Genomic DNA, 24016 nt, shown 5'->3' on the forward strand with positions numbered 1-24016 from the left:
ACCCAGACGTTCACGTCTGGAGGGCGCGAGAGCGACCAAACTAGCTACCGCAACGAGTGATTGGCCTGGCGGCCACCAGACGTGGGCCCACGCGGTGGCCGGTCTGGACTACATTACTTCACTGGCGAAAACAGACGAATTTCGTAGACGAGCTGGTTCTTGCCCGAAAACAGCGGTTCCTGCATTTTGCGGAGGACCAGCTTGCCGGGTTCGAACGCCAGAATACGAAAACTGCTCAACACGGTGCCTGACTTCCCGACATACTGTAGTGAATCGCCATTGATAATCCGGTAGCGAACGGGGCGCGCTTCGGCTTCCTTCCGCATCGTCATCGTTCCGCTGCCGTCGTAATCGTAAACGATGTTGTCGGCGTCGTTTTGTACCGCTTTCCGTTCCGCAAATCCGTTGGTGTAGCGGTAGATGGAATCGGTCTTCCAGGCTCCTTTCAGATCGGACTCAGTGACGCGGACTTTTGATTGACAACCCACGAGCAGCAGGGTAACAAGTAGAAGGAAATAGGGCATTTACAGGTCGGGTAGTTTGTGTGTATTGCCAGTAGTGCCGGGTCTGGAACGCCGACCCGACACCACCAGTCGATACCATCAATTCACGTAGTACGGATTTTGCTTCAGCACACCATTGCTCAGGTCGATTTCGCGCTGGGGCAGGGGGAAATAATAGTGCTTGGGCTTGACGAACGTACGGCCGGGTTTGTACGGACCCCGGTCTTTTTTGTAATGCGACACAATGTCGATCAGGCCGGCTTTGTCCCAGCGCATCAAATCCTGGTGCCGTTCGTTTTCGCCCGCCAGCTCGACCCGGCGCTCGTGCATGATGTCGGTCATGGTCGCGCCCGTTTTCGCTTTCAGACCCACCCGCTTCCGTACGGTATTCAACTCGGTATCGCCCGACTGGCCCGAGCGGATTTTGGCTTCGGCAACCAGCAGGTAAACATCCGACGTCCGAAGCCAGGGCGCGTTGAGCCCCTGATCCATGTCGCCGGCGTCGGTGAAGTTGGTGTATTTGCGGAACGCATGGCCCGTTACACGCGTCAGGTCGGGGGTAAAGGTGCTGATACCGTTCGCTTTCCGGTCGACCTGATCGCCGTCGACCAGTACGGTGTAAACCCGGCGCGGGTCGCCTGTTTCAAACTCGTTGACGAGGTCGGCGATGGGTTCGTGAAAACCCCAGCCGCCCCATGAGCCCACGGTGTGGTAGTAGGCCGGGGAGTCGTCGGTTGTCCAGCCCGATTTGTACTGTAGCGAGAACAGGATTTCGGAGTTGTTTTCCGTACCCAACTGGAAATTCTGGTCGAAGCTGGGGGCCAGCTGGTAGGCCGAGTTGCCAATCACTTTGGTCCCGGTGGCAATGGCTTTAGCCCACTGCGACTGGTACACGTACAGCTTGGTCAGGAACCCATTGGCGGCTCCCTGCGTAGCCCGACCCACGTCGCTGCCACCGTACGATACCGGTAGCAGACTGGCCGCTTTCAGGAAATCGGATTCGGCCTGTGCTTGTACATCCGCCAGCGACGATTTGGCTTTGTTGAAATTGCCGGCCAGTACGTCGGCTTCGAGCAGGATAGGTACTTCACCGTAGATGACCGCCAGCCGCCAGTACACGAAACCGCGCAGGAAATACGCTTCGCCCAGACTGCGGTTGCGGATACTCTCGTCCATCGTCACCTTCGGCGCGTTGATCAGTACGGCGTTGGCGCGGGAAATGACTTCGTACTTGGTCGACCAGGTGTTCAGAATGTGCGTGTTTGTCGGGTCGAAGGTGAACAGTTCGAGCGAGGTTTCATCGGGGTGATCGCCTGCCCGGTTCATGTCGTCGGAGCAGTTGTCGAAGGTGTATTCGGTATGCGCGAAACCGTCTTCGTCGAGCAGTGGAGCGTAGATTGCGTTGGTTGCCGACACGACGTCGTCGCCGTTGCGCCAGAATTTGTTCGACGCCGTCAGGCCGTAGGGCGTCGATTCGAGCAGGTCTTTCTGGCAGCTCGTCAGGCCCAGTACGAACAGCATACTGGCTAGTACAGGTATATGTTTCATTGGGAGAAATGTCGTTTTAAGAGGGTCGTTTCAGACAGAATACGATGGGTTTAAAATGCCAGTGTCGCGCCCAGCGTGAAGGTACGGGCCTGCGGATACTGCGCGTAATCGACGTTTTGCTGCGCGTACTGCCCCTGCGACCGGTCGCCATCGGCAAAGCCCAGTTCGGGGTTCAGGCCGGAGTACTTCGTGAACGTAAGCACGTTTTGTCCCGTCACGTAAACCCGCGCCTGTGACAGCCCCAGCCGGTTCATCAGCGGCTTGGGCAGCGTATAGCCGAGGGTCAGGTTTTTCAGCCGCAGGAAGTCGCCCCGCTCGATGAACAGGTCGGAGGTGCGGAAGTTACGGTTCGAGTTGGTGATGCTGACACGCGGAATGCTGTTACTCGTGTTTGGGCCGGTCCAGCGGTTCGTTTCGTCGGCGTAGAGGTTAAACGAGTAGCTGGCGTCGAGCCCCTGCATCCGGTCGGCGTTGTAAATATCGACACCACCCTGCCCGAGGAAGAACAGCGTCAGGTCGAAGCCTTTGTAGGTCAGACCCGTATTCAAGCCGTAGGTAACTTTTGGCTGTGGGCTACCCAGAATCGTGCGGTCGTTGTTGTCGATTACGCCATCACCGTTCAAATCCTGGAAGCGTACATCGCCGGGATGAATCAGGCCCTGCGCCCGGCGAGGGTCCTTGGCCAGTGCGGGGTCAGCGTCGATTTCGCCCTGCGTCTGGTAGAGGCCGTTGGTGCGCCAGCCGTAGAAGGTGCCGTAGGCATAGCCCTCATAACTGCGGGTAATTTCCTGATCGGTGCGGCCGTACGTCTGCGAGCCGAGGAAGCTGCCGGGCGTCAGCAGTTTAGTGATCCGGTTCTTGATGAATGTCGCATTACCGCTGACCGACAGGGTCAGGTCGCCCACTTTGTGCTGATAGCTCAGTTCCAGTTCAAGGCCCTGATTGCGTAGCTGCCCTACGTTCTGATCGGGAATGGAGGCTCGGCCCAGCGTGCCCAGCGAAGGGGGCGACAGCAGCATGTTCTTCGTGTCCTTGATAAAGTAGTTGACCGATGCCTGCAGGCTATTTTGCAGGAAGCCCGCGTCAAGGCCGAAGTTGCTCATCTCCGCCGTTTCCCAACCGATGTTGGCATTGGCCAGTCGTCCCTGCGCGGAACCCGACGTATTCTGATCCCCGAACGAGTAGCGGTAGTTCGAGTTGATCAGCGCGAGGTATTGCAGTGAGTTGATGTTCTGGTTGCCTAGCTGACCCCAGCCGCCGGTCAGTTTCAGGTTGCTGACGGTCGACAGGGCGTTCTTGAAAAACGGTTCGTCGGAGATGCGCCAGCCAAGCGAGAAAGCCGGGAAGTAACCCCATTTGTTGCCCGGCGCAAACTTTGATGAGCCGTCGGCGCGGAACGTAGCGGTCAGCAGGTAGCGATCTTTGTACGCGTAGGTACCCCGGCCGAATACCGATTGCAGCGCGTCATAACTACGACCGCCATCCTGCCCATTGCCGATGGCGACAATCGAACCGGCGTAGCGCATGTACCGCAGGTCGGGGTCCTCACTGGCGAATTCGCGGCCCCGCGTTCCCGAATACAGGTCGTTGAAGGTCTGCGAGGTGTAACCACCTACCAGCCCAACCGTGTGCTGCCCGAACGATTTGTCGTACGACAGAAAGTATTCCTGCAAAAAGGCCCAGTACTTGTCGTTGGTGAGTGTCAACTGGTTATACTGGTTGGTACGGTACTGGTCGGTGATTTTGACAGCAAATTCGCGCGTGTTGGTGAACGTCGCGTCGAGGGCAAGGTTGGCGCGTGCCTTTAGTCCTTTCGCGATCTCGAACTCACCCGTTACGCTGCCCAGCAGTCGGTTGCGGGCGTTGTCTTTATCCTGCGTATCGATGGTGTACTGCGGGTTGTTGATGTCGCCGAACGCGCCTTTTCCCTGCGTGGTGCTGTAGGTGCCATCGGCGTTCATCACCGGCAGGCCGGGGTGAAACCGGATCGCGCTCCAGAGCAGTCCGTCCTGTGCTGAGAGGGTATTGGGCGCGTTGTCGTGGGTGTTGGTAAACTGGAGGTTCTGCCCGATTTTGAGCCGCTCGGTAATCTTATGATCGGAGTTAATGCGGAACGTGTACCGTTTGTAATACGAGTTGCCGATGATACCCGTTTCGTTGTAATACCCGCCCGAAATGGCAAACGACGAGTATTTACCACCCCCGCGCAGCGCTACGTCGAGGTTTTGCGTCGTGCCCTGCCGAAGAATCTGATCCTGCCAGTTGGTCTGCTGGGTCTGGTACTGCGCATCCTGCCAGATCGATGGAACCGTCAAGCCGTCGTTGGTGTAGGCTTCCCGCTTGATGCCAGCCAGCGTGGGTGCGTCTAGTACGGGCAGCGTTTTGATGCGGTTCGATACGCCCGTATAGCCGTTGACGGTGAACCGAAGTTTGTCGTCGAACCGGCCGCGTTTCGTTGTAATCAGGACAACGCCGTTCGCAGCCCGCGTTCCGTAAATCGCGGAAGCCGACGCATCTTTTAATACGTCGATACTTTCGATGTCGTTGGGGTTGACATCGTTCATGCTACCGGCCGGTACTCCGTCGATGACGATCAGGGGGTCGGCATTGTTGACCGTGCCCAGTCCCCGAATGCGGATGGAGCCCGCATTGCCCGGCGCACCTCCGTTCCGCACGACGTTGACACCCGCTGCCCGGCCCTGTAAGGCCTGCTGTGCCCCACCCGACGGCAGGTTCTGAATATCAGCCCCTTTCACGGCCGAGATGGCCCCGGTCACGTCTTTCTTTTCCTGCGTACCGTACCCGACAACCACAACTTCGCCCAGTTGCTGGATGTCGTTTTTTAACGTTACGTTGATCGATGCGCGATTGTTGACCGGAACTTCCTGCGTGGTATAGCCGATAAACGAAAAGACCAGCGTGCCGTTTGCGTCGGGAACGGTCAGCGAATAGTCGCCGTCGGTATTGGTGACGGTGCCGGTATTGGTGCCTTTCAGCACGATGCTGACGCCCGGAATACCCTGCCCGTCCTCGCCCGTCACGCGGCCTCGTACCGTCACGGCAACCGCCTGCCCGAAATTAGTCCCCAGCGACTCGATGCTGGCATGCGTCGGGTTGGTAGTCGTGGCTGATCCGTCGTTACCTGACCGGTTGGCGGGCTTTACGATGAACACATCTTTTTTGACCTGCTTGACCGTCAGATTCTGCGGGATGAGCAGGCGATTCAAGGCGGTTTTCAGATCGGCTGCCTGCATCCAGTCGTCCGACGGTGCAGGTCGGTTATCGAGCGTAGTGGCGGCATAGCCAATCGTCACACCGTAGCGTCGTTCCAGTTCGGCGAGGGCCTCGCGGGTCGACCGAACGGCTTTGGATCGGTGAACGACCTGACTCTGCCGGGTCGTCGCCAGCAGTTGTGGTACGGCAGGTTGCGCGTTTAGCAACTGACAACCCAGCAGGGTCAGCAGCAGGCCGGTCGCAACGGGGCGGTAAATGGGTAAATCGTTTGGCATATAACGGAGGATTATTCAGGTTTTCAGTTCTCGGTTTACGGTTTACGGTGGTTGGTGTATGTGTGTAGCCTGGACCTCCAGGTCCGGGTGGACGCGAAGCGGCCTGTTAGCATCCACCGTAAACAGTTGGCCTGACGGCCACCCGGACGTGGACGTCCAGGCTACACACTAGCGCCAGGCGACACCATCGGCTACAGTTTTGGGCTGATACGGATGTGGTTGGGGGTTACGGTGGATACGGTAAGGTCGTTGGCTTCAGCGATGGCGGCCAGTAGTATGGCGGGGTCGCGGGTGGGCAAATGAATGGTCATCCGGCGATTACGCAACGTAGAATCAGCGAACTCGATTCGGTAGCCGAGGTCCTGCGTCAGCAGATCGGCCATATCACCCAGTGTCGTATTGTCGAAAATAAACTGCCGCGTCGTCCAGGCGCTGTACACGGCCGGCTCGACCCGCCGACGGACAATAGCCTGCCTGGTGTTCGCGGGAATGTCAACCAGTTCGCCCGGTACCATGTTGATGGGCTTCGGCTGACCAGCCATGTGCAGACGAACCCGACCGCTGTTGAGCACGACGCGTGTTTGCCGTTCCTGCTCATCGACAGTAAAAACCGTCCCCAGCACTTCGACCCGGAGTTGATCGGGGGTTTGTACGATAAACCGCTGCTTGTTCGACTGATGGGTAACCGAAAACTGCGCCTTTCCCACCAGCCATACCGTCCGGTCTTCGTCGGCCGACCAATGCCGGGGGAACCGCACCGACGCGCCGGTATTCAGCACGACCGTCGAGCCGTCGGGCAGCGTTACCGTTCGGGGTTCGTCGGCACCCGCGTACTCGACCACCGGCTGCGTTTGCCAGTACCAGACCGTTCCCACCAGCAACAGTACTGCACTGACTACCGTTGCCAGTGCGCCAGTACGCCGGCGACGGGTGGGGGCTGGACGGTGCTGACGAACGGGGTAGACAGGGCTGTTTTTCTGCGCCTGAACAGCCGCCCAGACCGTAGCCTGCGCGTCGGCCGGTGGGTTGATGGGCGAAAGCTGCCACATCGTCACCAACTGCCGGGCAAGGTTCAGTTCTGCTGATCGGTCGGGGTGTTGGACCAGCCACCGTTCCCAGACAGCCGTGTTGGTCGGGGTCGGGTGTTGTACCCACTCGATAAACGCGGGGTCGGCGGCAAGTGCTTCCGCTGAAGAATACTCGTTTTTCATGCCTAACGCCCACCCGCTGATACCTGACTGTAGCAAGATTGGGTCGGTTCGGAAAAGCAATGGCGATTGTTTGGCGTTTTTACCGGGTTGGGGTGAAAAAATTTTGATACTTTTTCTAAACACAGAGGAAACAGAGGTTTTCACGGAGCACGCAGAGACAAATAAGCTAGTTTCAGCCCGGTCGTCGCGGGTGCATTGTACAGGCGGGCCGAACTTGATCTAATCGGTGCCTTTTCTCCGTTTACTCTGTGCCTTCCCTCTGTTATCTCCGTGTTTAAACCATCAGTCCCATCAGTGTTAATAACCAGAAACCCGGCTGACTCAGCAGTTTACGAAGTCGTTCGAGCGCTTCATAGACGAGGTTGTATACCGTACGAACCTGCACCGCCATCATATCCGCAATTTCGGGATACGACAGTCCGTCGATATACAGGAGCGTAATGGCTTCTTTCTGGCGGTGGCTAAGCTGATTGATGGCCTGCCGGAGCTGGGCCTGTTGCTGCTGCTGCACTTCCAGCGTGATAAAATCAAATTCCGGTGAAAACCCCAGCGAGTTGTCAGCATCAGTACCCATCAATGCGGGCGTCTGTTGCCGGATGGCCCGGTATACTTGCCGACGCATAGCTTTCAACAGGTAAAACTTGATTGAGTCGGTGGGGGAGAGCGTTCGATGTGCCCGCCAAAGCTCGACAAACAGCGTCTGTATCGTATCTTTCACCAGCTCATCGTCGCTGGCAATGTGGTAGCCATACCGGTACAGCGTGGCGAAATAGGTGTTGTAAATGGCCGTAAAAGCCTGTTCATCACCGGATCGAAAACGTTGCCATAGTTCGTCTTCAGCGGTAACAGTCATATTCAGCGGGGCGGGTACGGGCGGGAGTAACTATTTTGTTGGTGAAAGTACAACCTGAGCAGGAAATATCAGGATAGTCCATCGGTTAATTGGCCGTCTTTCGGGATTGCTGCACAGAACGGTGGTACGATGCACCGACAGCGGTAACTTGCAGTCAATTGGTGGCCATCGCGCCAATAATCAACTATGCAGCTTATTTCGTACAACATCAATGGCATCCGGGCGGCACTCCGTAACGGGCTGGCCGATTGGCTTTCTCAGCATAACTTCGATATTCTTTGTTTTCAGGAGGTGAAAGCGACGCACGACGTTGTCGACCTGACGCCCTTCGAGCAACTGGGCTATCAGTACCACTGGCACGCAGCCGAAAAGAAAGGGTATTCCGGCGTCGCTACGTTTTCGCGCATCGCCCCGACCAACGTCGTGATGGGCTGCGGTCTGTCGGTCTACGACTGCGAAGGGCGTATCCTGCGCACCGATTTTGATGATCTGACGGTCCTGAACTGCTATTTCCCGTCCGGTACGACGGGGGAGGTGCGTCAAGGTGTCAAGATGGAATTTCTGCGGGATTTTTACGACTACGTGCAGGAACTCCGTCGGACGCGACCCAACCTGATTGTAGTGGGCGACTACAACATTGCCCATACTGCGATTGACATTCACGACCCCGTCCGTAACAAGAACGTAACCGGCTTTCTACCCGACGAGCGGGCCTGGATGGACCGCTGGTTTGCGGCCGACATGATCGATGCGTTCCGCCATAAACACCCTGCCGACGTGGCCTACAGCTGGTGGAGCTACCGGGCCGGTGCGCGCAGTAGTAACAAAGGCTGGCGTATCGACTATGCGTCGGTCAGCGAACCCCTCCGCCACCGTATTCAGGACTGCACCATGCTCCCCGACGCCGTCCACGCCGACCACTGCCCCGTTTGGCTGTCCTTAAAGAGCGAAAGAGTGAATGAGTGAAAGAGCGAATCTTCTACACCATCGCTCTTTCACTCATTCACTCTTTCGCTCTTTGACTCATGTACTACCTTATTTACAAACCGTATCTGATGATGTCGCAGTTTAGCCGGGAGGGCGACAAGACGACACTGGCTGATCTTGATTTTCGGTTTCCGTCGGATGTATATCCGGTTGGGCGACTCGATGCCGATAGTGAAGGGTTGCTGTTGCTGACCAGCGATAAGCAGCTGAATCACCGGCTGCTGAATCCTAAATTTCAGCACGATCGGACCTACTACGTACAGGTCGATGGGGCACTGACGACCGACGCCTGTGCGCAACTGTCGGCGGGGGTGACGATCTCGGTCGATGGTAAGCCCTACCATACCCGCCCCGCCGATGCGCGGCCGCTGGCCGAGCCCGCCCTGCCCGAGCGCGTACCGCCCATTCGGTACCGGGCCGCTATCCCGACCTCCTGGCTGTCGATCCGGTTGCACGAAGGCAAAAACCGGCAGGTGCGCCGGATGACGGCCGCTGTCGGATTCCCGACCTTACGGCTGGTACGCTGGGCTATCGAAGACCTGACCGCTGAAGGTATGCAGCCGGGCGATGTCCGTCAGCTCGACTGGCCGACTGTTCGTCAGGGGCTGCGATTGCGGTAAATCCACCATCCGCGTAAGACTTATGCCCAACTGTATTAACGAAAGTTGTTGATACAGGTGGGCATAAGCCTAAAGACAAAAGTGACTACAGACCAGGTGTTCAGCGTTCAGACCGAACAGGGCTGGGGCTGAAACGATCTGCTAATATTCGATCGATTTGATGATAATGCTGCTGCTGGGTGTCAGCGTCAGGTAGCGATTCAGGCCATCGTTGCCCGCTTCGCCTATCGTATGGCCCTTATACAGCAGTGTATACGAATCGGGACCAGGGCCGTCGACAACGACGTTTGTGTACGAATACGTAACCCGCGTTTTACCCGACATGCCTTTTACGAGTATGGCCACGTGCGTATCGTCGGTGGCGGTTACAGTGGCGGTTCCCGTTGGATTCATATCCAGCGACGTGGCTGTCGAGTACTCGGCGAATTGATATGAGCCGTTTATAGACGATGCCGTTCCGGGGCCGATGGCCGATGTTGAGCAGCCAGCCAGCAGGAGACCCGCTGCCAGGGGAGCGTAACGTAGAATCATGAGTGGATCAGGTTGTGTGCCTGAAGGTAGCCAAAAGCAGAAAAAGTGCCAATCGACACATTTTACAGTTTCATTCGATCGGCGAGCGCAAAGACTTCCTTCAGGCATTTAGCGGTGAGATCCGCGTCTTCCAGCGCATTGTGAAAGCCGTCTTCACGGGCGAAGCCGAAGTGAGCGGCAATGGCGGTCAGGCTAAGCCGATCCGGTGTTTTCTGCCCGTTGGCTTTGAGCACGCGGAAAGTAAAATAGCCGAGCGTGTGCAGGTCGAGCAGGACGCGCGAAAAAGGCCACTTCAGCTTTTCGTAGCGGTACGCTTCTTTCAGAAAATTGATGTCGTTGATTACGCTTTGCCCGCAGATAATCACGTCGCGGAGGTAGGGCGTCCGATCGAGCTGACCGGCAGGAACGCGAATACCAAGCTGCGTACAAATCCAGTTTTCCAGTTCGGGCAGTACGTCGTACATCATCGGCGCATCATCCAGATCGGCCAGTGACAGGTTGTGTATCTTCTCCGACGACGACGAAAACGCGTCTTCGTTCTCCGGATATACGTTCGTCAGGTAGCGTCCTTTCTCGGTCCACTGATCGTCGAACAGCACCGCGCCAATCTGAATAATTTCGTTGTAATCCGGCTCCGGGCCGGTCATCTCCAGGTCAAGTACAAGGTAAGGCATAGTCGTTCAGTTTTCGGTTTACAGTATTCAGTTCACGGTTTATTGGTCGCGGCATAACTGGTAAAACTAGATCCGCATACGGTCGTAGTCGGTATCCAACATGAATAACGATTTGTGAACCACCGTATACCGTAAACCGAATACCATAAACCTCATACCAACAGTTTTCTCGCTGCGGCTTCGTCCTGTTTGAGCTGACTGACCAGGGCCGACAGACCATCGAACTTCTGTTCAGGACGCAGGAACGCCCGAAATTGCAACGTCAGGTGTTCGCCGTAAATGTCTTTGTCGAAGTCGAAGATGTAGGTTTCGATCGTCTGATGCGTACCGGCTACCGTCGGGCGGAAGCCAATGTTCAGCATGCCACTGAATTTCTGGCCGGCATACAGCACATCGACCGCGTAGACACCGTTGGCTGGAATCAGCTTGACTGGGTCATCGACCTGTAGATTCGCCGTTGGAAAGCCGATCGTTCGGCCCAGTTGCCGCCCTTTCACAACGGTGCCGGACAGACTGTATGGGCGCCCCAGCAGCCGGTTGGCGATGTCGATCTGTCCAGCGTCGAGAGCGGCCCGAATGCGCGATGAACTGACGCCCACCGCTTCGATATCCTGCCGGGGAATTTCTTCGACCCCAAACCCGTACTCGTTTTGATGCGCCTGAATGTAGTCGAAACCGCCTTCCCGGTCGCGGCCAAAGCGATGATCGTAGCCAATCACCAGCTTGCGCGTCCCAATCTTGTCGATCAGCACCTGCCGAATGTATTCCGCCGACGATAGTTCGGAAAAGGCGCGCGTAAACGGAATGACAACCAGATGATCGACGCCCGCCTGTTCGAGCAGGTCGATTTTCTCGTCCAGCGTCGTCAGGAGTTTCAGGTCCATGCTATCGTTCGACAGCACGGTTCGGGGATGGGGCCAGTAGGTAATCAGCACGGATTCGCCCCCGCTCGCCCGGGCAACTTCGGTCAGCCGGGCCAGAATTGTCTGATGGCCCCGGTGTACCCCGTCGAACGTGCCGCTTGTGACAACGGCGTTGGGGAGGGGGTGTAATTCGTCGAGACCGCGATGAATAAGCATAAACGTTGATGAGTCGGCAGGTACTAAGGTCAGGGCTGTTGGTCAGGCTGCGGCTGTTGGTCAGGCTGCGGCTGTCGGTCTGCCTGACACCGGGCTATGAACGTTTCGAGTGAATCCGCGTCGTCAATGCGAAAACTGCCGATACGGGTTCGGCGTAACGCACTCATGTAAGCCCCATTGTCCAGCAGCAGCCCAAGGTCGCGTACCAGACTGCGAATATAAGTGCCTTTCGAACATACGATACGGAAATCGACTTCGGGGAACCGCGTGGTGTCTACCTCAAAAACCGACACCGTGACCTGTCGGCTTTTGATCTCCGTTGTTTCGCCCCGCCGGGCTTTTTCGTACAAGCGCTCCCCATTGACCCGAATAGCGGAATAGATGGGCGGCACTTGTGTAACCTCGCCCGTCAGTTGTCGGGCCGCGTCGCGAATGGCATCTGGCGTAATGCCGCTCGTGTCGTACTCGGCGTCGACGGCTGTTTCCAGGTCGATCGATGGCGTCGTTTTTCCCAGTACCAGCGTGCCGGTATATTCTTTTTCCTGCGCCTGATACTGATCGATCTGTTTGGTCATCTTGCCCGTGCAAAGAATCAGCAGGCCGGTTGCCAGCGGATCGAGCGTACCGGCATGCCCGATTTTCTTGAACTTACAGGCGTATTTCAGCTTGTTGGCTACGTCGAACGACGTCCATGTCAGCGGCTTATCAATCAGAATGACTTGTCCGGGGTCAGGAGTAGGCTGTGTCAAAAAGGTATTCAGTTTGCGGGTATACGGTAGTCAGTTTACGGTTTACAGTATTCGGTTTTCGGATTGCTCCGTTCAGATGGCACATGCTCCCAGCAAAAACCACCGTAAACCGAATACTGAACACTGTAAAGCCGGTTATAATACGTCGATCTTGACGCCGGCTGCGAGCAGACCCAGCAAAATCAGACCGACAACGATTCGGTAGTAGCCGAACACTTTAAAGCCGTGCTTGGTCAGGAAGCCAACAAAACCACGGATCGCCAGCATGCCGACGATGAACGCGATGGTATTGCCAAGCAACAGAATCTTGTAGTCGTCGGGTTGCAGGAGCTCGTAGGTTTTCAGCAGCTTATACCCCGATGCCGCAGCCATAGTCGGGACGGCCAGAAAAAAGGAAAACTCGGCGGCCTGGGTACGGGTAAGTCCCTGAAACATACCGCCGATAATGGTAGCTGCTGAACGCGATACACCCGGTACCATCGCGATACACTGGAAAAAACCGATGCGCAAGGCGTCGGGCGCGGTGACGTCATGATCTTTGGGCTGAGCCAGCGTGATCTTGTCGATGAAGAGCAGAATAAAGCCGCCGACAACCAGCATGATGGCAACGACCGTTACGTTTTCGAGCAGCGAATCGATAAAGTCGTTGAGTAAGAAGCCGATGACAGCCGCCGGCAGGAAGGCGATCAGAATTTTAGAATAAAAATCGGCGAGCCGCTGCGTTTTCTGGGGGAGCCGCTGTGCCCAGGCCGGGGCTATAAAATCGTCGGTGCGCGTATCGACCAGAAACCGGCGGTGATATAGCACTAATACCGAGAGAATGCAACCGAATTGAACGTCGACCGTGTACAGTTTGGTGAATTCGTTACCGGCAATGCCCGCCAGTGAAGAGTAAATAATCATGTGCCCCGTCGAGGAAATTGGCAGAAACTCCGTCAGTCCCTCGATAATGGCCAGCGCAATCGCGTGAATCAGATCCATTGAAAAAAGTCGTGCAGTTGTAGGGTTGTAAAGTTATAGAGTTGTCGAGTAAGTCCGCCGATATTCATCGCGCCAGCTAACTATACAACCATACAACCCTGTAACTGTACAACTATGCCTGCTTCGGCCGGGCCAGGATGGCAAAAAACTCCAGGATAAAGCCCGCCATTACGACAATCGGACCGAGCGTCAGGCCCAGGAAGCCGAAGCCAAACTCTTCTTTGTCGAGGCTCATAATGAAGAAGCCGGCCAGAATAATGCCGATACCAGCCAGCATCAGCGTATAGTTCTGCCGGCCAAATGGCAACGCAGCCGCCTGCCGGGAAGGCTCGGATACCGTCGGACGCGTAAACGGGGTCCGGGTGGCTGTATCGGTCGACGTGGTCGTTGCTGTTTTACGGAGTGGCTCCTCACGCGTCAGCGTCGGTTGAGCCGATTGCTTATCTTTCGCCATGGTCATACTGTTTCTTCGTTATAAAGCCGCCGGGCGGCATTTAGTTTTCAACTACTACTAATACAATTCGTCGAGCGTCAGGCCGAGGTAGCGGTGAACGGCCTGAAACGTACTGACGAAGCCAATGACGGCTCCTAAACCGACCAGACCTGCCAGCAGCATAATCAGCTTGGGCGTGTCCTGGAAGTAAGCCAGTTCAGGCAGGTTATGCGTGGCTAGCTGCAACCCGACCAGCAGCATGACGACCGCCAGCACACCGGCTATGACCCCCTGCCACACCCCCCGACCCAGAAAAGGCCGTGTGATGAAGCTGTTGGTTGCACCGACCAGTTGCATACTCCGAATCAGCATACGCTGCGAGTATAGCGCCAGCCGAATGGTGTTGTTCATCAGCACCACGATAATCAGGAGCATAACGGCCACAAAAACACCCATCACCAGATAAATCCGGTTGATGTTGCGATTGATGCTGTCGACCAGATTTTCCTGGTACACCACTTCAAAGACACCATCGACGCGTTCCAGGTCTTTCTTGACGCCCGCCAGTTTCGACTCATCGAAGTAGGCTTCGTTGAGCTTGAGCCGGTAGCTGTCGCGTAGCGGATTCTCGTCCAGAAAGCGGGAAAAATCCTCTTTCGTTTCGGCGATGAACTCACGGGCAGCGGCATCTTTCGACACAAACGTAAGCTGTGGCTTCCCGTCGGTCGACAAGGTGTACGGCTTGTTGGCCAGCGTGCGGTACATCAGCGTAGCCGCCCGGGTCGAGTCGATGTCCTTGTCGAGAAAGACCCGCACTTCGTAGTTTTCCCGGATGTACTGCACCAGTCGTTTGGATTCGATGGCCAGCATCCCGCAAAAACCAATCAGAAACAGCGCCAGCGTGAGACTAAACAGAATCATGCCGGCGGGGTAGGCCCCCACTTTTTTCTTTTTACGAGCCATTCAGCCGGATCGTGTTAGTAAACAAAAATAAGAACCCAATTCGGGCGATGGGCGAATTTAAGAAAATTTAAGCCTTCCGCCCGGAGGACGGGGGTTGTGGGGTTTTAAAGTTGTAGGGTTGAAAAGTTGTTACCGCCAGACTCGGACGCGCCAGCCAACTTTACAACCCTAAAACTTTAAAACTCTACAACTCAAAAAAACTTATTTCCAGATTGGCTCAATCGGCCGAATACTGGCTGAACGCAACCCGTCGCCGAAAAACTGAATGCCCCGACTGTCGGGCGCGGGAAAAATCTGGTTGGTCAGGGTTACCTGTCCGTCGTTGGCGAATACTTCAACCGACGACCGATCGACCCATATTTGCAGTGACACCCGGCCGTTCTGCGGTTTTACGGGGGCGGCAAACCGACCCGGAAAGTCACGGGCGAAGGCCACATCACCCGAGCGTGTCCGGTCGACGTAGAGCAGTTGCCGAACGGGATCGTAGCCTACCACGGTTTCCTGGTCTGTGTTGCGGCACAGGCGTACGCCGGCTTCGGCTTTCGTCGCTTCCAGATCGAGCGTCAGTTGGTAGGTGTCGCCCGAAAAGCCGTTGTCGGTCAGGCTTTGGTTGAGCGCGCCCTGGTCAAAGCCCGCCCACTGAAAGGCGGGTCCGAGTAAACTTTTTAACTCCTGAACCGGGCGCTGCCGCAGTTCGTAGCCCGTCGCGGCTTTCGTCAGGCGCAGTTCGCGGGGCAACGACATGGCCCCCCGGAAGGAACGGGTCGGTGTCTCGGTAGCATACTGCCAGTTGTTCATCCAGCCAATGCTGATTGCACCCCGGTTGCCCCGAATCGGCATATTGTTGAACGTAACGGCAGCGTAGTAATCTTTTCCCCAGTCGACGGGACGGGCGGCAGCGGTGGCTGCGTCGCGGGTAAACGTACGCCCGTCGAACTGACCGACATAGTATTCCATGCCAGACCCACCGGCGACGGCACCACTACCGACCGATAGCAGCAGTACCCATTTACGTTCCATCGACCCTTCGACCGGTAATTCAACGAGATCAGGACATTCCCAGATACCACCCCGTGCCGTCGGTGGAGCACCGGGTCGTTTCGGGGCCGGAGCATCAATGGAAAACTCGCCGGAGCGGGTCCAGTTTTTAAGGTTGGTCGATGTGTAAAAAAGCGCCTTGCGTTCAGGTGATAAAACGCTGACCATCACCCAGTGCTGCGCCGGTTCGTACCAGAATATCTTCGGGTCACGAAACTCTTTCTTTCCCAGATCGAGAATCGGTTGGGTACCATAGCGGGTCCAGGTGCGGCCTTTGTCATTGCTGTACGCCAGGTACTGACTTTGGTTGTCGGCGCGATGACCCGTGAAGATAGCGACCATCGGTGGTCTGCCACCTACGCCAAGGCCACTGCTGTTCGCTTTGTCGATGACGCAGCTACCCGAGAAAATCATGACCGGCCCCGCTTCGGGAATGGCAATGGGCAACTCCTGCCAATGAACCAGATCGCGGCTGATGGCGTGCCCCCAGCTCATATGCCCCCATTTCGTACCCTGCGGATTGTGCTGATAAAACAGGTGATATTCACTGTCGAAGTATACCAGCCCGTTCGGGTCGTTGATCCAGTTGCTTTGCGGAGTGTAATGGAAAAAGGGCCGAAATGGCTGTTGGTAAAACGTATCAGTGGGCATACGCTGCGCCAGCAGGGTAGGGACCATCAGGCCTGCTGAAACGACAAGCGACAAAACGCGGATCATGGAAACGGGAGTACAGAACAGTACGTAAGAACGGGAATTAGACGCAGAAAAACTACGGCGGTTTAGCCAATGGTAATCAGAATACTGCCTTGGCAATTTTCATGACATTGTCGGCTTTACCCATCGTGTAGAAGTGCATCACCGGTGCGCCCGCAGCCATCAGTTCGCGGCACTGCTGAATACCCCATTCCACACCGACCTGCCGCGCCTGCTGATCGTTTTCGCACTGTTCTACGGCCTTCACCAGATCGGCGGGCATTTCCAGGTGAAAGAGCTTGGGCAGAATCTGGAGTTGCTTGCGGGTGCTAAGCGGCTTCAGACCGGGAACGATCGGCACGGTGATACCTGCCTGCCGACAACGGTCGACAAAGTCGAAGTACTTCTGGTTGTCGAAAAACATCTGCGTGACGATGTAATCGGCCCCCTTGTCGATTTTCTGTTTCAGGTATTGAAAGTCCGTATCGTGATCGAGTGCTTCAAAATGCTTCTCGGGGTAGGCCGCTACGCCAATGCAAAAGTTGCTCGGTGCCAGGGCGGTGTCTTCCTCGTGAAGATAGTGCCCCCGGTTCATGTCGGCTACCTGCTCGACGAGTTCGCTGGCGTACGAGTAGCCGTTCTCTTTGGCTTTGAAGGTTGAAAACGGTTTGGCCGGATCGCCCCGCAGCACCAGTACGTTGTCGATGCCGATGTATTGCAGGTCGATCAGGAAATCCTCGGTTTCGTCGCGCGAGAAGCCGCCACATAATACGTGCGGCACGGGATCAACGCCAAACCGGTGCAGGATGGCGGAACAGATACCGACCGTACCGGGCCGTTTGCGGGTCACGATTTTCTGGATAGATCCGTCGGGCATGGGCCGTTCGATGTATTCTTCCCGGTGATAGGTGACGTCGATAAACGGCGGCTTGAACTCCATCAGCGGCTCGATGTTGTCGAGCAGGTTCTTCAGGTTGTCGCCTTTGATGGGCGGAATTACTTCAATGGAGAAGATTGGTTTGCCGTTGGCGGCCTTGATGTGGTCGGTAATTTTCGTCATGGGAGCACGCAAAGCTAACGGGAAAACACGAGTAGTCGGGCGTAAATTCCATTGGCCTGCCCGTTGCTGAACGGCTGGATATCGAGTCGGTGCCCGATACCGGAGCGGTTCTTGACTTCGTGCAGTTTCGGAATGCCCCAGCCTACCAGCGACCCGAACGCGGCCCCGGCAAGCAGATCGGTGGGGTAGTGCAGCCCGCCTTCGTAGCGCAGCACCGCCGTGGCCGACGCAAGACCGAGCGAGCCAATCCACACCACGGAGCGGTAGCGCGAGGTCGGGAAATAATGGCTGAATGTCGTGCCGGTAAAGACGGCGGCTGCGAAGGCATTGGTCGCGTGGCCTGAAAAGAACGATTGCCGGGCTTCACGATCCAGCTTGTCGGCCAGGGGTACGTCGGGGTTGTAGACGTAGGGGCGGGTACGCTGCGCGATGTTCTTCACCGAACGCTGAATACCATTGGCCAGCAGGGCCGTTTCCAGGAACATGACACCGACCGTTTTTACCTCCTGTCGCATCGTCTGAGTACCCAGGGTTAGCGCACCGAGCAGGGCTACGTTTCCAGCCAGTGTTACGTCGCTGAGTCGGTCGGCGGTATGGCTGTAGCGGTATGTGGCCCCCCGATCGAAGGCATTGATTGTCGATCGGTCGAGGGTCGCGATTGTAGCGGGTGTCAGCGGGTCAACCGCCTTCTCCAGCACAAGCGCCATGATCCCCGTTGCGGCCCCCACGCCGAACAGACTGAGTTCACGTCCCGTCCGCAACTCGTAAGGCGACTGGGTTTGTCCGGAAACCGTGGTGGCTGTAAACAAGCCGGCGACAAGGGTAATGTGATGAAAAAAGCGCATAGCATAGGTGATTGTGGGTGTAGCCTGATGATTTTGTAGCCTGGACCTCCAGGTCCGGGTGGACGCGCAGCGGCCAAAAAGCTGCCGCCTACAAAAGTTGGCCTGATGGCCACCCGGACCTGGAGGTCCAGGCTACAAAATACTGGCAGCAATTAGTTTATCCGGACAACGACGGGTGCTTCGTATAGATACACCAATCGTCCGTCGACTTCGGGGAAATCCATCTCGCGGTACAGGCGGATGAAATACCGCAGACCGTCGGCCGGGTCGGTCATCGATTCGTCGGTGGTTTCGGAAGGGGATATGTATTGAATCAGCGTTATCTCGTTGTGCAGGCCGTGAACCACGCGATGCGGAGCACCGTGAAGCCGACGCGCACTCAGAATACTCCGGTCGGTGTCGATTCGGCGGGTCGGGTCGAAGAGGCCGGTCAGGTCGGGATGCCCCACGATGGCCTGTAGGCGCTCACTCAAAGCCTCACATTCCGACTGTCGGACCAGGCCCTCGCTCGTCAGTTGGCGCAACGCCTTGTCGATGCAGCCGGGACCGCGAATCAGACTCAGCGCAGCCGCCAGTTTGCGGTCCTGCTCGCGGTTTCGTTCGAAGGTCGCGACGTCGAACACACGGTCGGCCTGCCGACGCAGTTGCAGGTCCTGCCCCCGGCTACCGCTGATGATCTCGTCCAGCTCAATCGCGTAGCTGGTCGTACTTTCTTTCGGCTCGCACCGCTGTATGCAGTCGCTGATGACGTAGCTGCTTTGACCTTCCTGCCAGCCACAGCCGCATGTTTGGGCGACCAGACTATCGCGCAGAAAACCGTGTAGCCACTGCGTAACGGAATCACGGCCTTTGTTGAAATCGGGGAGCTGCTCGCTGACGACGTACAGCCGGTCGGCCGCGCGGGTGAACGCCACGTAGAGCAGGTTCATGTTCTCCAGGAACGTCCGCGTTACCTCGTCTTCGTATTGATGCCGAACGACGTCGGGCGTCTTTTTGAGGTTGCTGACCGGGTGTACGGGCGCACTTAGCAGCCGCATCAACTCGCCGGTTTCGGTCTGGTAAGCCAGCTTGTCGGTGCGGAGGTCAGCGAGATCGACCCAGATGGTACTGCGGGGCGAAGGGCTTGTCTGCCAGTTGGCAAACGGAATGATGACGACCGGAAATTCCAGTCCTTTCGATTTGTGAATCGTCTGAATATGAACGGCGTCGCGCTTGGTACCTTCGACCGAAATCTTGCTGCTTGCTCCTTTCCAGTACAGCAGGAAATCGCTTAGGTGACCACTTCGTCTGGCGTTGAACGTCAGCACTTCATCGAGGAAGCGGAACAAAAACGGGTTGTGCTCGGTCTGCGAAAACAGGTTGAACTGAGCCGTCAGCCGCTCGGCCAGCTCGTACGGATTCAACTGACTCAGCGCATGGGGGTCGAGCGGATAGCCTTCGTCGCGCAGGTAGTCGAACACGGCTTCGTGTCCCGTTTCGGCGACCTGCCGCAGGGCGCTTGCCAGTTCATTGTCGGGAAATACGTTGTGGACAACCCGTTGAAACAGGTACAACAGTTCGTAGCGCAGCAGCTTCTGATCGGGCCGTTGCAGCACCTGCATGACCGTGACCAGCCATTTCACCGGCTCCGACGATTCGAGCGACAGCGAGTCGGCCGACACCAGTGGAATATGCTGGCTGTACAACTCGTTGGCCAGGGCGCGGGCGTGTCGTTTGGTCCGGCACAGAATAGCGATGTCGCCGTAGGTGTAGCCGTCAGCTATGGCTTTGTTGAGGTGTTCGAGTGTTTTCGCCAGCATCGACCCGGTCAGGTCGATGCCTTCGTCGAGATTGGCCGCCACGAAATCAATCTGTACGTGCCCTTCCGGATTCGCCCGGCTGCTGACTTTCTGGTGGAATTGCTGCTCCGCGTCGAAGACGTCGCTTACCCGTCGGTGCTCGCTCTCGAACCGGCGGGCTGTGTGTTCGAAGAAGTCGTTGTTGAACCGAACGATAGGCTGCGCACTGCGCCAGTTGGTATCGAGCAGGGCGGGTTCGATGTGACCGTGGAGCGTATCGATTCGATCGGCGGTCCAGCTGTCGGGGCCGTGGGCTTCGCGCAGACTGGCCAGGTCTCCCTTGTGCAGCGATACGATCTGATCCATGTCGCCCCCCCGAAACCGGTAGATCGCCTGTTTACCATCGCCCACGGCGAGGTTGAACTGACTGGCGGCCACTGAGTTTTCAATCAGCGGGAGCAGGTTGGCAAACTGAAGCCGGGACGTGTCCTGAAACTCGTCGATCAGCACGTGGTTGTAGCGCGTGCCGAGCCGCTCGTACAGAAACGGTACCGGCTCCGACGTGACGATGTTCAGGATTTTCTTGTTGAACTCCGAGATGTGCACGCGCCCGTCTTTCCGAAGCAGCTCATCGAATTCGAGTCGAATCTGCTTCAGCAGCGCGAGCTTTTGCAGATGGGGCAGCAGCGCGTTGAACAGCGTAACCTGACTGCCGCGCTCTTCCCGAATGGCAATAATCTGCTGAATGCAATCGGTCAGGTCGGGGGCCATGCTATCGATACTGCCCTGCGTGGCCATTGGGGCTTTCTTGCCGTACCAGGCTCCCTCGTTAATGGCGTTGAGAACACGCGTGCCGACTTCCTTACCCGAGTCGCCCAGGGCCACTGCCCGAATAAAGCCACCGACACCGGCATTGCCGTAGCTGAAATCGGCTTCGCTCAGCCCCTGTTCGGTAATCAGGCCCCACGCCCGCTGACCAAGTGCGACGATATCGGTGTCGACCTGACTGTTGTGGTCGAGGAGTTGCTGCCGGATACCCCGTAATGCTTTGGGAGTCAGCTCCTGCGCGGCATTGACAGCCTGATAAAATTGATCGGAGGTCAGGTTGTAGCCAAATTCCTTGAGGGTTTCCGGGAGCATCATCCAGCTACCGCCCTCGGTGGCCGTGTGCATGTAGTATTCCCGCAGCACGGTCGTAATCTCCTCCATCTCATCGGTGCCCGCCTTTTCGAGCAGGGTGTCGATCGCTTCGCCCAGCACTTCGTCGGTATCCATCTCGACCTCGAACGAATAGGGCAGGCCCAGTTCATCGGTGAAAGCCGTAACGATGCGCTGCGTAAACGAGTCGATGGTGGTGACGCTGAAATCGGCGTACCGGTGCAGGATGGTCCGAAATACGCGCTCGGCTTTCTGCCGAATGAACTGTTGCGCGTCAGCGAACAAGGCTGTGCCCGGCACCGCCTTGTCATACAGTTCAGCCGTGAGGTCGTTGAGCAGCGGGGTCGCTTCCTCCGTGCCGCCCATTTTCTGCAACTCCTTCAGAATCCGGTCTTTCATCTCGTTGGCCGCTGCGTTGGTAAACGTCACCGCCAGAATCGTCCGGAAATAATCATCTTTCTGATCGGGGTGCAACGCCAGCTTGAGGTACTCCTTGGTGAGGGTGTACGTCTTGCCGGAACCTGCCGATGAACTATAGATTTTAAACAAGGCTTGAGAAAGGTTTACGGTATTCGGTTCACCGTTTTCGGTTTACGGGAGTAAGGACTGTATTCGTTCGTGAGCTGAGCGACAGGATGAACGCTCGGCGCACTGTAAACCGTAGACTGAATACCGTAACCCATTAAAAATTATACCGCAGCCCCAGACCGGAATTGAGGTTCAGGAAAAACGGTGCCTGTAGTAACTCGACATAAACGCCGGTTTCCAGAAAGAACGAATACGGTTTGTTGGGCGGGAAAAACTCGACCCCGCCAATGCCCGACACGCCCAGTGACAGGGCGTTTTCGTACTCCCCGTTGAGCCGGACCGGGTAATACCGGCGCGTGTTGATCTGACCGCCGTAGCCGTAATAGCCCCGGATGCTTTCGCTCTTGGTAATCGGTGCGTAGTGAATGTAGTGCCCCTGTACCGAAAAGCCGACGCTGCGGTACTGTCCGCTGCGGTAACTCCGGTTCGTACCATACAGGCCACCAAACGTGCCGACGTTCAGGTCGAACGCTTTTTTCTCGCCGAAGTATTTGCGGACGTTGATACCTGCCGGTTCGCCGATTCGGAAACCAACGGCCCAGTTGTTATACTGCGCCTGAGCGCAGTTGAGGGTGCCGAATAAGCTAAGTACCAAGACGGTAGTCAGAAAAACGAGGTTACGCATACGCAAACGATTTGGGGTAAACAAAAGACCACGGCACTACGAAATCGCGACGCCGTGGCCGTAACAGTAGCCAAAGATAATCAGTCGTTCGACACCAGTTCGGGCTTTGTCGCCTGATCGCCCGTGCCCAGCGGCAACTGATCGTCGGCCGGGGCCGGGGCGGGATGGCGCAGCACCTCGATGAGCCGCTCGTTTTCAGCCCGTGTGCCAATGGTAATGCGCAAACAGCCGTCGCAGAGTTTTACCGACGAGCGGTCCCGCACAATGACTTGCTGATCGATGAGATACTTGAAGGTACCCTTTGCATCGGCGAAACGGACGAGCAGGAAGTTTGCGTCGGACGGATGAATATGCTGTACTATCGGCAGGGTTTGCAGCGCGTCGGCCAGCCACTGCCGCTCGGCCATGATCTCGCTGACCATCTGCCGTTTGTCGGCTTCGTGGGTCAGCGCGTCGAGCGCCAGCGCCTGCGTCGGTGCCGAAATATTATACGGCGGCTTGATCTTGTTCATCACCGCAATCAGTTCCGGCGAGGCAAAACACATACCCAGCCGCAGCCCCGCCAGCCCCCACGCTTTCGAGAACGTTTGCAGCACGACGAGGTTCGGGTATTGGTCGAGCTGTGCTGCCCAGGAGGGCACGTCGGCGAAGTCGATGTAGGCTTCGTCGACAATAACCAGCGCTGTCTGGGCGGCTTCCAGAATCCGGCGAATAGCGTCGGGGTGCAGCAGGTTACCCGACGGATTGTTGGGTGAACACAGGAAAATCAGCTTTGTCGTGTCGGTAATGGCGGCCAGTACGGCGTCGGTGTCGACCTGAAAATCGGGCGTCAGCGGCACCTTCGTAATCGCTACGTCATTGATCGAGGCCGACACTTCGTACATGCCGTAAGTAGGGGGCATAATCAGAATATGATCGACGCCGGGCCTATCCTGGCTGGGCCCATCCAGGCCGGGCCGACAGGTGGCGCGTACGAGCAGGTCAATGGGTTCATCGGAGCCGTTGCCCAGGAAAATCTGTTCCGGGCGGACGCCTTTGATGGGGGCCAGCCGCTGCTTGATTGCCTGCTGATGCGGGTCGGGATAGCGGTTGTAATCGCCTTCGGTGGTGGTTGAGCCAAGCGGGTTTTCGTTGGCATCGAGGAAAACGCCCACCGTACCGGTGTATTCATCCCGTGCCGACGAATAGGGGATCAGCGCAGCGATGTGCGGGCGAAGCAGTGTATCGAGTTGAAACATGATTTTGAGGAAAGAGAAAAGACGTGAGATGAAAGAGTTAGTCGTCCGTTGTCTTTCATCTTATGTCTTTCCTCGTTTATCTATCGTCAATTTGCTGGCTCACCGTCTAGGTAGAGTGTATCCGGGTCGATGTCCAGATTGTTGGGCCACACGACTGTGCCATTGAACGGCTTGACCTGATTAAATAAGGTTATATCCTGAAGGGCTCGAAACACACCAACGGACAAGTATGGCTTCACATCAAATACTTTCCGCTCTTGATTCGTAAAATGAATCAATAACTGAAAATCTGTGGTTGGCTGAACGCTTAATACGCGTGGGTTCATCATCAGAAAAGCGATATGACAGGCAT

The 24016-nt window shown here is 56.6% G+C and carries 21 protein-coding genes; 2 read left to right on the top strand and 19 right to left on the bottom strand.

The window, feature by feature from the left end; genetic code table 11:
* Positions 1-113: 113 nt before the first annotated feature.
* The 5 genes from CLV58_RS10540 to CLV58_RS10560 all read right to left on the bottom strand — a co-directional run bounded on the left by CLV58_RS10540 (position 114) and on the right by CLV58_RS10560 (position 7624).
* Entirely contained in the window at positions 114-524 is a 411-nt protein-coding gene (locus tag CLV58_RS10540; protein ID WP_106137753.1) for a hypothetical protein, read from the bottom strand.
* Between the two features lie 78 nt (positions 525-602).
* Positions 603-2051, bottom strand: a complete 1449-nt coding sequence (locus CLV58_RS10545; RefSeq protein ID WP_106137754.1) for a RagB/SusD family nutrient uptake outer membrane protein — start codon at positions 2049-2051, stop codon at positions 603-605.
* Between the two features lie 50 nt (positions 2052-2101).
* Positions 2102-5560 carry a SusC/RagA family TonB-linked outer membrane protein gene (locus tag CLV58_RS10550; RefSeq protein WP_106137755.1) on the bottom strand — a complete coding sequence of 1153 codons (3459 nt, stop codon included), beginning with the start codon at positions 5558-5560 and terminating at the stop codon, positions 2102-2104.
* Positions 5561-5751: 191 nt separating this feature from the next.
* The gene (locus tag CLV58_RS10555; protein ID WP_170108678.1) at positions 5752-6807 is read right to left on the bottom strand and encodes a FecR family protein; all 1056 of its coding nucleotides are present in this window, start codon (positions 6805-6807) and stop codon (positions 5752-5754) included.
* Between the two features lie 238 nt (positions 6808-7045).
* The gene (locus tag CLV58_RS10560) at positions 7046-7624 is read right to left on the bottom strand and encodes an RNA polymerase sigma factor (protein WP_106137757.1); all 579 of its coding nucleotides are present in this window, start codon (positions 7622-7624) and stop codon (positions 7046-7048) included.
* A gap of 186 nt (positions 7625-7810) precedes the next feature.
* Between CLV58_RS10560 and CLV58_RS10565 the strand changes: the two genes are divergently transcribed.
* The gene (locus CLV58_RS10565) at positions 7811-8590 is read left to right on the top strand and encodes an exodeoxyribonuclease III (protein WP_106137758.1); all 780 of its coding nucleotides are present in this window, start codon (positions 7811-7813) and stop codon (positions 8588-8590) included.
* A gap of 59 nt (positions 8591-8649) precedes the next feature.
* The gene (locus tag CLV58_RS10570; RefSeq protein ID WP_106137759.1) at positions 8650-9231 is read left to right on the top strand and encodes a pseudouridine synthase; all 582 of its coding nucleotides are present in this window, start codon (positions 8650-8652) and stop codon (positions 9229-9231) included.
* A 141-nt stretch (positions 9232-9372) separates the two neighbouring features.
* Here CLV58_RS10570 and CLV58_RS10575 read toward each other — a convergent pair whose 3' ends face one another.
* From CLV58_RS10575 to CLV58_RS10640, 14 genes are all read right to left on the bottom strand, one after another.
* Positions 9373-9762: a hypothetical protein gene (locus CLV58_RS10575; RefSeq protein WP_106137760.1), complete on the bottom strand. Its 390-nt coding sequence runs from the start codon at positions 9760-9762 to the stop codon at positions 9373-9375.
* Positions 9763-9824: 62 nt separating this feature from the next.
* Positions 9825-10436, bottom strand: coding sequence for a 3'-5' exonuclease (locus CLV58_RS10580; RefSeq protein ID WP_106137761.1), 612 nt, complete (start codon positions 10434-10436; stop codon positions 9825-9827).
* A gap of 152 nt (positions 10437-10588) precedes the next feature.
* Entirely contained in the window at positions 10589-11515 is a 927-nt protein-coding gene (locus CLV58_RS10585; RefSeq protein WP_106137762.1) for a bifunctional riboflavin kinase/FAD synthetase, read from the bottom strand.
* A gap of 29 nt (positions 11516-11544) precedes the next feature.
* A complete protein-coding gene (gene truB / locus CLV58_RS10590; RefSeq protein WP_106137763.1) occupies positions 11545-12264 on the bottom strand; it encodes a tRNA pseudouridine(55) synthase TruB in 720 nt (239 codons plus the stop codon).
* 135 nt (positions 12265-12399) lie between these two features.
* The gene (locus CLV58_RS10595) at positions 12400-13245 is read right to left on the bottom strand and encodes an undecaprenyl-diphosphate phosphatase (RefSeq protein ID WP_106137764.1); all 846 of its coding nucleotides are present in this window, start codon (positions 13243-13245) and stop codon (positions 12400-12402) included.
* 112 nt (positions 13246-13357) lie between these two features.
* A complete protein-coding gene (locus tag CLV58_RS10600; protein ID WP_425443506.1) occupies positions 13358-13705 on the bottom strand; it encodes a DUF3098 domain-containing protein in 348 nt (115 codons plus the stop codon).
* 51 nt (positions 13706-13756) lie between these two features.
* Positions 13757-14641: a cell division protein FtsX gene (locus tag CLV58_RS10605; RefSeq protein ID WP_106137765.1), complete on the bottom strand. Its 885-nt coding sequence runs from the start codon at positions 14639-14641 to the stop codon at positions 13757-13759.
* A 201-nt stretch (positions 14642-14842) separates the two neighbouring features.
* Positions 14843-16396, bottom strand: a complete 1554-nt coding sequence (locus CLV58_RS10610) for a glycoside hydrolase family 32 protein (protein ID WP_106137766.1) — start codon at positions 16394-16396, stop codon at positions 14843-14845.
* Between the two features lie 76 nt (positions 16397-16472).
* Complete coding sequence (gene metF / locus CLV58_RS10615) at positions 16473-17432, bottom strand: methylenetetrahydrofolate reductase [NAD(P)H] (RefSeq protein WP_106137767.1); 960 nt, start codon at positions 17430-17432, stop codon at positions 16473-16475.
* Positions 17433-17446: 14 nt separating this feature from the next.
* Positions 17447-18277: a phosphatase PAP2 family protein gene (locus tag CLV58_RS10620; protein WP_106137768.1), complete on the bottom strand. Its 831-nt coding sequence runs from the start codon at positions 18275-18277 to the stop codon at positions 17447-17449.
* Positions 18278-18429: 152 nt separating this feature from the next.
* Positions 18430-21762 carry a UvrD-helicase domain-containing protein gene (locus CLV58_RS10625; protein ID WP_106137769.1) on the bottom strand — a complete coding sequence of 1111 codons (3333 nt, stop codon included), beginning with the start codon at positions 21760-21762 and terminating at the stop codon, positions 18430-18432.
* Between the two features lie 133 nt (positions 21763-21895).
* Positions 21896-22426, bottom strand: coding sequence for a hypothetical protein (locus CLV58_RS10630; protein WP_106137770.1), 531 nt, complete (start codon positions 22424-22426; stop codon positions 21896-21898).
* A gap of 80 nt (positions 22427-22506) precedes the next feature.
* The gene (gene hisC, locus CLV58_RS10635; protein WP_106137771.1) at positions 22507-23664 is read right to left on the bottom strand and encodes a histidinol-phosphate transaminase; all 1158 of its coding nucleotides are present in this window, start codon (positions 23662-23664) and stop codon (positions 22507-22509) included.
* An 86-nt stretch (positions 23665-23750) separates the two neighbouring features.
* Positions 23751-23993, bottom strand: coding sequence for a DUF2442 domain-containing protein (locus tag CLV58_RS10640; RefSeq protein ID WP_342748903.1), 243 nt, complete (start codon positions 23991-23993; stop codon positions 23751-23753).
* Between the last annotated feature and the right edge of the window lie 23 nt (positions 23994-24016).

The sequence above is a fragment of the Spirosoma oryzae genome, assembly GCF_003002825.1.
Taxonomy (GTDB): Bacteria; Bacteroidota; Bacteroidia; order Cytophagales; family Spirosomataceae; genus Spirosoma; species Spirosoma oryzae.

What these genes read in the sequence shown, in the direction of transcription:
- CLV58_RS10550 (WP_106137755.1), bottom strand. Translation starts at nt 5,560, where the DNA reads ATGCCAAACGATTTACCCATTTACCGCCCCGTTGCGACCGGCCTGCTG.
- CLV58_RS10545 (WP_106137754.1), bottom strand. Translation starts at nt 2,051, where the DNA reads ATGAAACATATACCTGTACTAGCCAGTATGCTGTTCGTACTGGGCCTG.
- CLV58_RS10585 (WP_106137762.1), bottom strand. Translation starts at nt 11,515, where the DNA reads ATGCTTATTCATCGCGGTCTCGACGAATTACACCCCCTCCCCAACGCC.
- hisC (WP_106137771.1), bottom strand. Translation starts at nt 23,664, where the DNA reads ATGTTTCAACTCGATACACTGCTTCGCCCGCACATCGCTGCGCTGATC.
- CLV58_RS10560 (WP_106137757.1), bottom strand. Translation starts at nt 7,624, where the DNA reads ATGACTGTTACCGCTGAAGACGAACTATGGCAACGTTTTCGATCCGGT.
- CLV58_RS10570 (WP_106137759.1), top strand. Translation starts at nt 8,650, where the DNA reads ATGTACTACCTTATTTACAAACCGTATCTGATGATGTCGCAGTTTAGC.
- CLV58_RS10595 (WP_106137764.1), bottom strand. Translation starts at nt 13,245, where the DNA reads ATGGATCTGATTCACGCGATTGCGCTGGCCATTATCGAGGGACTGACG.
- CLV58_RS10600 (WP_425443506.1), bottom strand. Translation starts at nt 13,705, where the DNA reads ATGACCATGGCGAAAGATAAGCAATCGGCTCAACCGACGCTGACGCGT.
- CLV58_RS10620 (WP_106137768.1), bottom strand. Translation starts at nt 18,277, where the DNA reads ATGCGCTTTTTTCATCACATTACCCTTGTCGCCGGCTTGTTTACAGCC.
- CLV58_RS10640 (WP_342748903.1), bottom strand. Translation starts at nt 23,993, where the DNA reads ATGATGAACCCACGCGTATTAAGCGTTCAGCCAACCACAGATTTTCAG.
- CLV58_RS10580 (WP_106137761.1), bottom strand. Translation starts at nt 10,436, where the DNA reads ATGCCTTACCTTGTACTTGACCTGGAGATGACCGGCCCGGAGCCGGAT.
- CLV58_RS10610 (WP_106137766.1), bottom strand. Translation starts at nt 16,396, where the DNA reads ATGATCCGCGTTTTGTCGCTTGTCGTTTCAGCAGGCCTGATGGTCCCT.
- CLV58_RS10575 (WP_106137760.1), bottom strand. Translation starts at nt 9,762, where the DNA reads ATGATTCTACGTTACGCTCCCCTGGCAGCGGGTCTCCTGCTGGCTGGC.
- CLV58_RS10630 (WP_106137770.1), bottom strand. Translation starts at nt 22,426, where the DNA reads ATGCGTAACCTCGTTTTTCTGACTACCGTCTTGGTACTTAGCTTATTC.
- CLV58_RS10565 (WP_106137758.1), top strand. Translation starts at nt 7,811, where the DNA reads ATGCAGCTTATTTCGTACAACATCAATGGCATCCGGGCGGCACTCCGT.
- CLV58_RS10540 (WP_106137753.1), bottom strand. Translation starts at nt 524, where the DNA reads ATGCCCTATTTCCTTCTACTTGTTACCCTGCTGCTCGTGGGTTGTCAA.
- CLV58_RS10605 (WP_106137765.1), bottom strand. Translation starts at nt 14,641, where the DNA reads ATGGCTCGTAAAAAGAAAAAAGTGGGGGCCTACCCCGCCGGCATGATT.
- metF (WP_106137767.1), bottom strand. Translation starts at nt 17,432, where the DNA reads ATGACGAAAATTACCGACCACATCAAGGCCGCCAACGGCAAACCAATC.